The sequence below is a fragment of the Hansschlegelia beijingensis genome (genome assembly GCF_014196425.1).
GTDB lineage: Bacteria > Pseudomonadota > Alphaproteobacteria > Rhizobiales > Methylopilaceae > Methylopila > Methylopila beijingensis.
Map to the genome: position 1 here is coordinate 105,662 of NZ_JACIDR010000003.1, position 11,803 is coordinate 117,464.

Annotated in this window: 11 protein-coding genes; 2 read left to right on the forward strand and 9 right to left on the reverse strand. The window is 71.9% G+C overall.

The genetic code is table 11. The features are described from left to right. Positions 1-56 precede the first annotated feature (56 nt). Together GGR24_RS10495 and GGR24_RS17860 are read left to right on the forward strand one after the other, a co-directional pair. A complete protein-coding gene (locus tag GGR24_RS10495) occupies positions 57-893 on the forward strand; it encodes a CbbQ/NirQ/NorQ/GpvN family protein (protein ID WP_183395312.1) in 837 nt (278 codons plus the stop codon). Next, positions 890-3,190 carry a VWA domain-containing protein gene (locus tag GGR24_RS17860; RefSeq protein ID WP_183395313.1) on the forward strand — a complete coding sequence of 767 codons (2,301 nt, stop codon included), beginning with the start codon at positions 890-892 and terminating at the stop codon, positions 3,188-3,190. Before GGR24_RS10495 ends, GGR24_RS17860 begins: the two co-directional genes overlap by 4 nt. A 97-nt stretch (positions 3,191-3,287) precedes the next feature. Here GGR24_RS17860 and GGR24_RS10505 read toward each other — a convergent pair whose 3' ends face one another. The 9 genes from GGR24_RS10505 to GGR24_RS10545 form a co-directional block, all read right to left on the reverse strand. Then, on the reverse strand, positions 3,288-4,136 hold the full coding sequence (locus GGR24_RS10505; protein WP_183395314.1) for an urease accessory protein UreD: 849 nt from the start codon (positions 4,134-4,136) through the stop codon (positions 3,288-3,290). Further along, positions 4,133-4,726, reverse strand: a complete 594-nt coding sequence (ureG, locus tag GGR24_RS10510) for an urease accessory protein UreG (protein ID WP_183395676.1) — start codon at positions 4,724-4,726, stop codon at positions 4,133-4,135. The genes GGR24_RS10505 and ureG overlap by 4 nt, the downstream gene beginning before the upstream one ends. 260 nt (positions 4,727-4,986) lie before the next feature. Further along, entirely contained in the window at positions 4,987-6,699 is a 1,713-nt protein-coding gene (gene ureC, locus GGR24_RS10515) for an urease subunit alpha (RefSeq protein ID WP_183395315.1), read from the reverse strand. A gap of 12 nt (positions 6,700-6,711) precedes the next feature. Then, positions 6,712-7,407 (reverse strand): urease subunit gamma, encoded by a 696-nt coding sequence (locus GGR24_RS10520; protein ID WP_183395316.1) that lies wholly within the window; start codon positions 7,405-7,407, stop codon positions 6,712-6,714. 15 nt (positions 7,408-7,422) lie between these two features. Continuing rightward, positions 7,423-8,088 carry an urease accessory protein UreF gene (locus tag GGR24_RS10525; protein ID WP_183395317.1) on the reverse strand — a complete coding sequence of 222 codons (666 nt, stop codon included), beginning with the start codon at positions 8,086-8,088 and terminating at the stop codon, positions 7,423-7,425. Continuing rightward, positions 8,085-8,549 carry an urease accessory protein UreE gene (gene ureE / locus GGR24_RS10530; protein WP_183395318.1) on the reverse strand — a complete coding sequence of 155 codons (465 nt, stop codon included), beginning with the start codon at positions 8,547-8,549 and terminating at the stop codon, positions 8,085-8,087. The genes GGR24_RS10525 and ureE overlap by 4 nt, the downstream gene beginning before the upstream one ends. A gap of 48 nt (positions 8,550-8,597) precedes the next feature. Beyond that, positions 8,598-9,635, reverse strand: a complete 1,038-nt coding sequence (locus GGR24_RS10535; RefSeq protein ID WP_183395319.1) for an aliphatic amidase — start codon at positions 9,633-9,635, stop codon at positions 8,598-8,600. Positions 9,636-9,944: 309 nt separating this feature from the next. Continuing rightward, positions 9,945-10,553: an ANTAR domain-containing response regulator gene (locus tag GGR24_RS10540; protein WP_183395320.1), complete on the reverse strand. Its 609-nt coding sequence runs from the start codon at positions 10,551-10,553 to the stop codon at positions 9,945-9,947. Between the two features lie 12 nt (positions 10,554-10,565). After that, entirely contained in the window at positions 10,566-11,714 is a 1,149-nt protein-coding gene (locus GGR24_RS10545) for a transporter substrate-binding domain-containing protein (RefSeq protein WP_343066242.1), read from the reverse strand. Between the last annotated feature and the right edge of the window lie 89 nt (positions 11,715-11,803).

Consider the following 11,803-nt stretch of genomic DNA (forward strand, 5'->3'; position numbering starts at 1 on the left):
GCCGCGCGTCTGAACGCGTCCGGACCCTCGGTCCGGCCGGCGCCGGAGACCCTTCCATGACCACGGACCTGATGCCGGGCGCGCTGTCCGCCCATGCGATCCGCGACGAGCCCTACTACCGCGCGGTCGGCGACGAGATCGAGATCTTCGCCGCCGCCTACGCCGGCCGGCTGCCCGTCATGCTCAAGGGGCCGACCGGTTGCGGCAAGACGCGCTTCGTCGAGCACATGGCCTGGCGGCTCGGCCGCCCGCTCGTCACGGTCGCGGCGCATGAGGACCTGACCGCCGCCGATCTCGCCGGCCGCTTCCTGCTCGCGCCCGAGGGCACGGTCTGGCAGAACGGGCCGCTCACCATGGCGGTGCGCGGGGGCGCGATCTGCTATCTCGACGAGATCGTGGAGGCGCGCCAGGACGCCACCGTGGTGATCCATCCGCTGACCGACGCCCGCCGCGCGCTGCCGCTCGAGAAGAAGGGCGAGCTCGTCCCGGCGCATCCCGACTTCCAGCTCACCATCTCCTACAATCCCGGCTACCAGAGCGCCGTGAAGGACCTCAAGGAGTCCACCAAGCAGCGCTTCGTGGCGATCGAGTTCGACTATCCGGCGCCGGCCGTCGAGGCCGAGATCGTGGCGCGCGAGGCGGACGTCTCGGGCGAGCAGGCGCGCGGGCTGATCGAGGTGGGCCTGCGCTCGCGCAATCTGCGCGGGCAGGGGCTCGCCGAGGGGGCCTCGACCCGGATGCTGATCCACGCCGGCAAACTGCTGCGCGCGGGCGCGCCGGTCGACGCCGCGATCCGCGCCGCGATCCTGCTGCCGATCACCGACGAGCCCGACCTGCGCGAGGCGCTCGGCGCGGCGATCGCGGCCAGCCTGCCGGCGGGCCTGGCGGCGTGACCACCGGCGCTCTGTCGCGGCCTGACGCGCTGCCGCGGCCCGCTGCGGCGGCCGGCGCCGCCACGCGTCTGCTGCGTCTTGCGGGCGACCGGGCGGACGTCGGCCAGCAGCTCCGCGCCACGCTGGACAGGCTGCGGCGGCGCTGGAGCGCAGAGGATGTCGACGACTGGGCGGAGGGCGCGCTGGCGCTGGTCCACGCCAACGCCGGCGGCCGCTGCCTCGCGCTGTTTTGTCGGCTCACGGACATGTCCCGCGGCGCCGGGGCGGCTGCCCTCGCCGCCGACGCCTGCGCCGCCGCGGAGCTCGCCCGCCGCGCCGGCTCGAAGGCCGCCGCCGCGGCGCTCGAAGCGGCCCCGGCCGTCGCTGCGCGTCTCGCGCCGCCCGACCGGGCGCGCTGGTGGGCCGCGCTGAGCCGGCTCGCCCGCGCGGCGCCTGACTGCGTCGAGCCTCTGGTCGAGCGCTCCGCGATCGTGCTCGCGGCCGGCGGCGCCCACGGCTTCAAGGACTTCGTGGCGGCAGGCCTGAAGGCGGGCGGGGGCGATCGCGGCCGGCTGAAGGCGTTCTTCACGCTCGCGGACCCGGCCGCGCGGCGCCTGCTGGAGCGCAGCGCCGGCGAGGGCGGATTCCATGAGCTGGAGCGCGGCCTCGTGCTGTTCGGCGCGGCGCTGTGGGGCGCGCCGCCGCGTCTCGCGGCGCTTGAGGGCGTCGGCGCCGCGCCCGCGGCGCAGCGCGTCTCGCTCGCAGGCGACCTGATCCGCATGCCGCACGTCTATCGCGGCGTCCCGGCGGACGCGGCGCCCGGCCTCTACCGGGCCGCGCTCGCCCACGCGATGGCGCACCGCGTCTTCGGCGGCCCGCGCCGGCCCGCCGGCAAGCTGAAGCCGCTGCAGATCGCCCTTGTCGGCCTGATCGAGGACGCCCGCGTCGAGGCCCTCGCCATGCGGCGTTTCCCGGGCCTTCGTGCGCTGTGGGGCCCCTGGCATGTCGCGCGGCCGGTCGCGGCGACCAACGCCGCGCTGCTGATGGGGCGGCTCGCGCGCGCCCTGTTCGACCCGGACTATGAGGACCCTGACGGCTTCGTCGCGAAAGGCCGCCGCCTGTTCGCCGACGCCTCCGGCCGGCTTGAGGATCCGACGCTCGCCCGCGCCATCGGGGGGCTGCTGGGCAACGACATCGGCCAGATGCGCCTGCGCTTCGACCCGAAGGGCTATGTGGTCGAGCCGCTTTATCGCGACGACAATCTCGGCCTCTGGGACTTCGGCGACGAGCCTGACGCGCAGGCGGAGGAGATCGAGCAGGCGGTCGACGCCGCCCGCCCGCGGCCCGAGGAGGACGACGACGGGCGGGTGGCCGACGCGCCCCCGCGGGAGGAGGCCGGGCGCGCCCGCGAGGTCGAGCCGGACGGCGCCGGCCAGGCGATCGCGAGCTATCCGGAGTGGGACCGCGCGGCGGGCGTCGAGCGCCCGCGATGGACCACGGTTCGCGACGCCCCGGCGGCTTCAGGCGACCGGCGGGCGCTCGCGGCCGCGCTCGAGGCGCTGCCGGGCTTTCGCCAGCGCATCGCGCGGCTCGTGCGCGGCGCCCGGGTGGGCCGCACGGCGCGGCTGAAGCGCCAGCCGGAGGGCTTCGACCTCGATCTCGACGCGGCCGTGGAGGCCGGCGTCGCGCTGCGGGTGGGCGACATTCCGGAGGAGCGCATCCATCGCGCCGACGGGCGGCGCGCCCGCGACGTCGCCACCGTCGCGCTGGTCGACGTCTCGGAATCGACGCGCGACCGCGTCGGGGCCGCCACGGTGCTGGAGATCGAGAAGCTCGCGGTCGCCGCGCTCGGCGCCGCCATGGACGCGATCGGCGACCGCTTCGCGGTGCGGGCCTTCGCCTCCTGCGGCCGCGACGAGGTGCGGCTCACCCGCGTGAAGGAGTTTTCCGGCCGTATGGACGACGCCGCCATGGCGCGGCTCGCCGGCCTGTCCTCCGGCCTCTCGACGCGGCTCGGCGCGGCGCTCCGGCACGCCGGCGCCGAACTCGCGCCGCTGCGCTCGCACCGCAAGCTGGTTCTGGCGCTGACCGACGGCGAACCCTCGGACATCGACGTCGCCGACCCGCTCGACCTCGCCGAGGACGCGCGTCGCGCGGTGCTGGCCTTGCGGCGGACCGGCGTCGACGTGTTCGGCGTGACGCTCGGCGAGGGCTGCGACGCGCGCATCTTCGGCCGCGCCAACACGCTGCCTGTCCGGCGCATCGAGGAGCTGCCGGCGCGGCTCTCGGAGCTCTACTTCAGGCTCGCCCGGCTGTAGCGCTTTGGCCCGCTGCGCGTGGTCATGAACCGCCCCGTCATCCTCCGGCTCGTCCGGAGGATCCATGTCCGACATGGAGCGCGACGTGCCGGCGGCGCTATTTCCGCCGCCGCGCCGGCGAAATGCCCAGCATGGCCTCGGCGCCGAGCGCGAACACGGTCTCGACGCCCGTGACGATGCGGCCGCCATTCGGGGCGATCATCCGCACGCTCAAGCCTGCGCCGTTCGGCGCCGGGCAGGCGGCGGCGAGGCAGCCGACCGCGTCGAGCGCCGCCTCCAGCGCGGCCGGGTCCGGCAGGCGCCCTTCGGGGCCGAGCAGCAGCGCCGAGCCGTAGGCCGCCATGCCGGGACCGAGCAGCTCCGCGAACTCCGCCCCCGGAACGGTCGAGCGGTCGGCGAGCAGCAGTTCGCCGTCGGGGCCGAACACGGAGGTCTCGGCGCAGAGCTCGCCGAACGGCCGGCCCGCGCCGGAAAAGTCGTGCGCGGCGACGCCCTCGGCGAGGATCGCGAGCGCGCCGGGCCCGAGATGGACGGAGGTCTCCACCGTCAGCTCGGCGCCCGGGAACAGGATCAGCGGGTCGAGCGTCAGCGCGGCGAACGCGCCTTCCGCGACGCTGAGGCGGGTGATCTGGCGCGCCCGCTGCGCTCCGGTGTGGTGCACGACCGTCGCGGCCTGGCTGGTGACATGGGCGGCCGCGCCCGGGCGCACGGCAAGATCGAGCTCCAGCCGGTCGCCGCGATAGATCCCGCCGGAGGCCGACTGCAGATAGAGGGTCGCAAGGTCCGGCCGCGCCGCGTCGAGCGCGAAAGGCCGGGTGACGTGGAACGGGTAGGGCGTCACCTGCCGGACCAGGGCCGAGCGGCCGCCGCCTTGCGCGAACGCCAGCTCCGCCCGCCGCTCCCGGAACGCCGCGCCCGAATACTCGCCGTAGAGGGCCGGCTTCATTCGCGGAACAGCACCGCGCGGCAGATCGCGTCCGCGACCGCCGCGACGCCTTCTCCGCTGCGGGCGTTGGTGGCCGCGACCGGCCTGGCGCCGCGCACGCCCTGCGCCTCCGCCAGCATTTTTTCGAGATCCACCCCGACATGCGGCGCGAGGTCGGTCTTGTTGACGACCAGCAGGTCGCATTTCAGCACGCCCGGCCCCCGCTTGCGCGGGATGTCGTCGCCGCCCGCGACGTCGATCACGAACATCCACCAGTCGACCAGGTCGAGCGAGAAGGTCGAGGCCAGATTGTCGCCGCCGGACTCGAAGATCACCAGCTCGAGGCCCGGAAAGCGCGCCTCCATCTCGTCGCCGGCGGCCATGTTGAGCGTCGGGTCCTCGCGGATGACGGTGTGCGGGCAGGCGCCGGCCTCGACCGCCGAGACCCGTTCGGGCTCGATCAGGCCGGAGCGGCGCAGCCGCTCGGCGTCCTCCTTGGTGACGAGGTCATTGGTCACCACCGCGAGGTTCACCCCGCGGCCGCGCAGCTCCGGGATCAGCCGCTCGATCAGCGCCGTCTTGCCGGAGCCGACGGGGCCGCCGACCCCGATGCGCGCCGCGACTGATTTCGGCGTCGTCCAGGTGTCGTCAGAAGCAGCAGGCGCCGGTCTGCCCCCCTCCCCCTTGTGGGGAGGGGCGGGGGGTGGGGGTGGCGCCGGATGATGTTCGAACGTGGCCGTTGCTTTACGCCTGAGCGCGGCGCTGGGCCTTGGACCACCCCCACCCTTACCCTCCCCGCAAGGGGGAGGGGGCGGAGCCGTGGAGGCTGTAATCCGAGGCGCTTCGGTCTGCTCAAACTCCAGCATCTCCGTCACCTCAGCATGTAGCGCTGCGCGAGCGGCAGCTCGGTCGCCGGCTCGCAGGTGGCGAGCTCGCCGTCGACGAACACGTCGAAGGTCTGCGGATCGACGCGGATGTTCGGCAGGGCGTCGTTGTGCAGCATGTCGGATTTCCTGAGCCCACGCGTGCCCTGCGCCGGCAGCAGGATCTTCGAGACGCCGAGCTCCTCGCGCAGGCCGCGCGAGATCGCGAGCGGGTGGACGAAGCAGGCCGAGAGGGCAGGGGCGGCCCTGCCGAACGCGCCCCATTGCGGGCGCAGCGTCACGGGCTCGCAGGTCATCAGCGAGGCGGCCGAGTCGCCCATCGCGCCCCAGGCGATGAAGCCGCCCTTGACGATCAGCTCCGGCTTGATCCCGAAGAACGCCGGCCGCCAGATCACGATGTCGGCGATCTTGCCGTCTTCCAGCGAGCCGACATGGTCGGCGATGCCGAAGGTCTTCGCGGCGTTGATCGTGTATTTGGCGATGTAGCGCTTGATGCGCTCATTGTCGCCGAAGCCCGGCTTGTCTTCCGGCAGCAGGCCGCGCTGGTCCTTCATCTTGGAGGCGAGCTGCCAGGTCCGGCAGATCACCTCATGGATGCGGCCCATGCCCTGGCTGTCGGAGCCCAGCATCGAGATCGCGCCGATGTCGTGCAGCACGTCCTCGGCGGCGATCGTCTGCGCCCGGATGCGGCTCTCCGCGAAGGCCACGTCCTCCGGGATCGCCGGGTTGAGGTGGTGGCACGTCATGGTCATGTCGAGATGTTCGTCGAACGTGTTGACCGTGTAGGGATTGGTCGGGTTCGTCGACGACGGCAGGCAATAGGCCTCGCCGGCCACGCGGATGACGTCGGGCGCGTGGCCGCCGCCGGCGCCTTCCGTGTGGTACATGTGGATGGTGCGGCCGCCGATCGCGGCGAGCGTGTCCTCCAGGAAGCCGCTTTCGTTCAGCGTGTCGGTGTGCAGCTGCACCTGGTAGTCCAGCTCGTCCGCCGAGCGCAGGCAGGCGTCGATCGTCGCCGGCATCGCGCCCCAGTCCTCATGGATCTTGAGCCCGAGGCAGCCGGTCTCGAGCTGCTCCCGGAGCGAGCCGGGGATGTGGCTGTTGCCGCGCCCCAGGAAGCCGAAATTCATCGGCCAGGCCTCCGAGGCCTGGATCATCTTGCCGGTGTTGAACGGACCGCCGGAATCGATGCCGACCGTGATCGGCCCGAGCGAGCCGCCCAGCATGGTGGTGACGCCGCTCGCAAGGGCGTGCTCGACCAGCCCGGCGGAGTCGAAGTGCACATGGACGTCGATGCCGCCCGCGGTCGCGATCAGGCCCTCGCAGTCCCGCACCGTGGTGCCGGCGCCGACGATCAGCCGCGGGTCGACGCCGTCCATGATCGCCGGGTTGCCGGCCTTGCCGACGCCGACGATGCGGCCGTCCTTGATGCCGATGTCGCCCTTCACGACGCCCAGCACGGCGTCGATGACGGTCGCGTTGCAGAGCAGGAAGTCGAGCGCGCCGTCGGCGTTGGTGATCCCGGCCGCGAGCCCCAGCCCGTCGCGCAGCGTCTTGCCGCCGCCATGCAGGCATTCGTCGCCATAGGCCGCGTAGTCCTTCTCGACCACCGCGACCAGCGAGGTGTCGCCGAGCCGGACCCCGTCGCCCACGGTGGGGCCGTAGAGAGCCGCGTAGTCGCGCCGCGCGATGCTGACCATGACCCTATCCCCTCACGCGCCGCGGAAACCGGCCGCGCGGGCCTTTTCGAGCGCGGCCTCGCGCGCGCCGGGCGCCGTCGTGTCGCCGTCCGTCAGCGCGTTCAGCCCGCCGACGAAGCGCCTGCCGCCGAAGGCCACCAGCGTGACCTCCTTGCTCTGGCCCGGCTCGAAGCGGACGGCGGTGCCGGCCGGAATGTCGAGCCGCATGCCGAAGGCCTGCGCGCGGTCGAACTCCATCGCCCGGTTGACCTCGAAGAAATGGAAATGCGAGCCGATCTGCACCGGCCGGTCGCCGGTGTTCACGGCGGTCAGCGTCACGCGCGGCCGGCCGGCGTTGAGCTCGATCTCGCCGTCGAGCGGCAGCGACGCGCCGGGCTCCACCGGATCCGGGGCGGAGCCTTCGGCGGGACGGATCGGCTGGTGGACCGTGACGAGCTTGGTGCCGTCCGGAAACACGCATTCCACCTGCAGGATGTCGATCATCGCCGGCACGCCGGGCATCACGTCGGCGCTCGTCAGCACCGTGGCGCCGAAGCCGATCAGGTCCGCCACCGAGCGGCCGTCGCGCGCGCCCTCCAGGATCTCGTCGGTGATGAACGCCACCGCCTCGGGGTGGTTGAGCTTCAGCCCGCGCGCGCGGCGCTTTCGGGCGAGCTCGGCCGCCGTGAAGATCGTCAGCCGTTCGAGTTCCGTCGGCGTCAGCAGCATGCGGCTCTCATCATGTCAGTTCGCGAACAGGCGGAGTTCGCCGCGCGCGTGGCGGATCGCCGCCACGTCGAGACGGGGCGAGAAGCTTTCGATCCGCGCCGGGGGCGGCGCGGCGGCGAGTTCGGCCACGACGCCCAGCAGGTCGCGCAGCACCGACTGCGCCGCGACCGCGCCGATGATCCCGAGCCGGATGGCGGCGGTGACGAAGCCGGACGCCGCCATGTAGCCGGAGGCGAGGCTCGCGCCCTGCGCGTCAAGGCCCGCGCCGCGCCAGACGACGCCCTGCGTCGCCGCCAGATGCCCGAGAGCGGCGCCGGAGCGCACCCGCGCCTGCCACTCCCGCGCGCCCGGCGTGCCGATCCGCGCATGGGCGGCGAGCAGGCCCGCGCCGTTCTTGCGGGAGCCGGAGCGGAACGGCTCGGCGAGCGTGGCGGCCTCGATCTCGCGGTCGATCTCCGCGACCGCGTCGAGGTCGTGGCCGCGCGCGAGCGCGCCCAGCAGAGCGGGGCGGTCGGCCGTCGCCCAGCGGCGCCGCAGCGCGCCCTCGATCACCCGGCGCAGCGCCTCGGGGTCGAGCGCCGCGCCGCCCGCCGCGAGCCCCTCCATGCCGTTCGAGAACGCGAAGCCGCCGCTCGGAAAGGCCGCGTCCGCCTGCCAGATCGCAAGCAACTGGCCGATCATGCGGCGAGATCGTCGCTGACGATCGAACTCGGGACCGTGCGACCGGCGAGCAGCGGGTCGAGGCGCGCCAGATAGTCCTCGACCGGTCCCTCGAGCGCGACCAGCAGGTTCTCGCCCTCGAAACGGACCCGCCAGTGCAGGTTGCCGGCGTGGTAGCCGATCTCGATGGCGTCCGCGATCGAGCGGGGCTGCAGGCGCAGCCAGCGCTCGACCTCGGCCCGCAGCACGATGGCGCGCGCGTGCTCGAGCAGCAGAACCGCGCCGTCGAACAGCTTTTCCTCGCGCGGCAGCGCGATGGCGAGCTCCTCGCCGGACGGCGTCGTGATGCGCAGCCGGCGCCGCGCCATGTCGGCCGCCGGCAGGGTGACGGTCTCCACGCGTCCGTGGTGCTCGAGATGATGGAGGCGGTCGTGGATGTGCGGGTCGGTGCGGTTGCCGACCAGCGTCTCGATCTTCAGCATGGCGCGCTCGGGCAAGGGGCGCGACGACCTGGCCGCCGCGCCGAAAGATCAGCGGTGCGTGGCGGCGGCGGTCGGCAGGCCTTCGATCGGGCACTCGTCGACCCCCACCGTCGGCCGGGTCATCGCCTCGACCATCTCGCGCGTGCCTTCGGGGTCGGCGATCCAGCGCTTGTAGAAGTCGTAGGGGCAGCCCGCCGCGCCCTTGTCGCCGTCGCCGGAGTTGATCATGCCGGTGTAGCCGCGGTGCAGCAGCTTGAAGAGGTGGTTGTTGGACTGGCCGGTGCGGCGGTGGTCCCGGATCAGCGACATCGAGAGCTGGGCGTAGTTCACGCCGTTCTCCTCGGTGCCGCATTCGCCGAGCGTGCGGCCGTCGAAGCCGACGATCGCCGAATGGCCGAAATAGGAATAGACGCCGTCGAAGCCGGTGGCGTTCGCCACCGCCACATAGGTGTTGTTGGCCCAGGCCATCGCCTTGGCCATGGTGATCTGCTGCTCCTTAGCCGGGTACATGTAGCCCTGGCAGCGCACGATCAGCTCGGCGCCGCGCATCGCGCAGTCGCGCCAGATCTCCGGGTAGTTGCCGTCGTCGCAGATGATCAGGCTGATCTTGAGGCCCTTCGGCCCCTCGGAGACATAGGTGCAGTCGCCCGGGTACCAGCCCTCGATCGGCACCCAGGGCATGATCTTGCGATACTTCTGAACGATCTCGCCCTGGTCGTTCATCAGGATCAGCGTGTTGTAGGGCGCCTTGTTGGGATGCTCCTCGTGGCGCTCGCCGGTCAGCGAGAACACGCCCCAGCACTTCGCGGTCCGGCACGCGTCGGCGAAGATCTCGGTCTCCTCGCCCGGGATCGCGGAGGCCGTGTCGTACATCTCCTTGGAGTCGTACATGATCCCGTGGGTCGAGTATTCGGGGAAGATCACCAGGTCCATTCCGGGCAGGCCGGCCTTCATGCCGACCACCATGTCGGCGATCTTCTTGGCGTTCTGCAGCACCTCGGCCTTGGTGTGCAGCCGCGGCATCTTGTAGTTCACGACCGCGACGCCGACGGTGTCGTTGCTCGAGCCGATATCGCCGTGGATCATCCTGGTCTCTCCCGTCGCTGACCGTCCGGAGGCCGACGGCAGGGCGCGGATCGTCGATCCCGCGCCTGTCCGGCTCCGGCGTCGGCATTTGAAAAGGTCAGCCGAAGTCGTGGCGCATCACGCGCGGCTCCGGCCAGGTTGTCTTCGACTGCGAGACGCCTTCGACCGCCTTGTCGGAGGCGCAGAAACAAAAAAGCCCGCCAATTCCCGGGAAGGGAACTGTCGGGCTACATCGCCGCGCCGGATCAACAACCTTGGTGATCTGGCAGAAACGCCAATCGCGCGCTGGCGACGACGTCTAGGGGTCAGCTAAGCATCATCCGGACGGAAGTTCAAGAGCTCGCTCGCGCGGATGATGGCGGTCGCCATCTCCTCCATCGACACACGTTTGGCCATCGCCTGACGGCGGATCGAGCCATAGGCCTCCTCCTCGGAGAGGCCGTGGCTCGACATCAGGATGGCCTTGGCTTTCTGGATCTCCTGGATGCCGGTGAGCTTGCGCTCGAGCTTGCGCAGCCGCCGGGCCTGGGCGCGGCGCTCGCTCCAGAGGCTGCGCGCGAGCGCGATCTGGGTCAGCAGCCCGAACGGCTTGATCGGGCGCTCCACCACGGCGAGCGCGCCGCTCTCGAGCACCAGCGCGAGCGTCGACGGGTTCTCGTAGCCGACGATCGCGATCACGGTCGGGCTCTTGTCGGAGCGCGAGCGGAACAGCTTCTGCAGCGCGTCACGGTCCTCCTGGTCGACCGACAGCAGCACGAGATCCGCGTTCTCCGCATAGGCTTCGGGGGCCGGCCATGCGGTCTCGACGAAGCAGCCGATGCGCTTCAGATGCTCGACGAGCTGCTGGCCTTCGGCGTCATTGGCGTGGATCACCTGGACGCGCAGGCCGCGGATGTCGCGAAGGATCTGGATGCTCATCGCGCCCGCCGCTCAGGAGGCCGGCGCGTCGACGAAGTCCGCGGACCAGTCGTCGAGGCTCTGCGTGACGCAATAGGGATCGGGCTTCAGCCGCACGCCGGGATTCCAGATGATCTGGAACCTGCCCTGCGCGTCGAGCCGCGCAACGCGCGGCCAGACATAGGCGTGGTGGTTGTCGGGGTCGATGCGCACCCGGCCCTGCGGGGCGTCGTACTCGATCTCGGTCGCCTCGGCGAGAACGCGCCGCGGGTCGTCGCTCCCCGCGCGCGCCAGCGCCGCGGCCGCGAGGTGCATCTGGAAATAGGCGGTCTCCGCCACGGACGGGATCGGCGCGTCCTCGCCGAAGCGGCCCCGGAAGGCGGCCGTGAAGCGCCGGGCGCGGGGCGTCGCCAGCGTGGCGAAGAAGGTCGCGGCCGAGATGTGGCCTTCGGCGACGCCGGGGCGCATCTCGGCGATGTCGGCCTCGGAGGTCGTGAGGCTCGCGATCGGGATCGAGGGCGCGAAGCCGGCTTCCGCATAGGCCTCGTAGAACGGCGCCGTCGCCTGGCCGACGATGGTCGAGAACACGACGTCGGGGCTCGTCTTGCGGATCTTCTTGAGCGCGCGCTCGATGTCCTCCGCGCCGGCGTCGAGCGGGATGTACAGCTCATCCACCACCTTGCCGCGCGACTGAACGACGAAGTCGCTCATGATGCGGTTGATCTCGTAGGGGTAGACGTAGTTCGAGCCGACGAACAGCACCCGCTGGCCGTGCTTGGCGAGGATGTATTTGGCGAGCTGAAAGGCGTTCTGGTTGGGCGCCGCGCCGGTGTAGATCGTCTGCGGCGAATACTCGAAGCCTTCGTAGAAGGTCGGGTAGAACAGCGCGCCGCGAAAGCCGTCGATCACGGGCAGGACCGCCTTGCGGACGCTCGACATGTAGCAGCCGAACAGCAGGCGGACGCCGTCCGTCTCGATCAGACGCTCGGCGACCGCGCGGAACTGCCGGGGGCTCGAGGCGCCGTCATAGACGACGGGCGTGATCTCGCGGCCATGCACCCCGCCGGCCGCGTTGATCTCCTCGATCGCGAGCTGCGTCGCGTTGAGCTGCGTGCGCTCGACATTGGCGGTGACGCCGGTCGTCGAGAACAGCAGTCCGACGCGCCATGGCTTCGTGGTCACGTGTTGCTCCGAGGGGCGAGGCGCGGCGGAGGCGCCGCCGGGCTTTGGCGCGGGCGAGGTCGCCACACGCTAGCGGGCCGCAGCCGCCG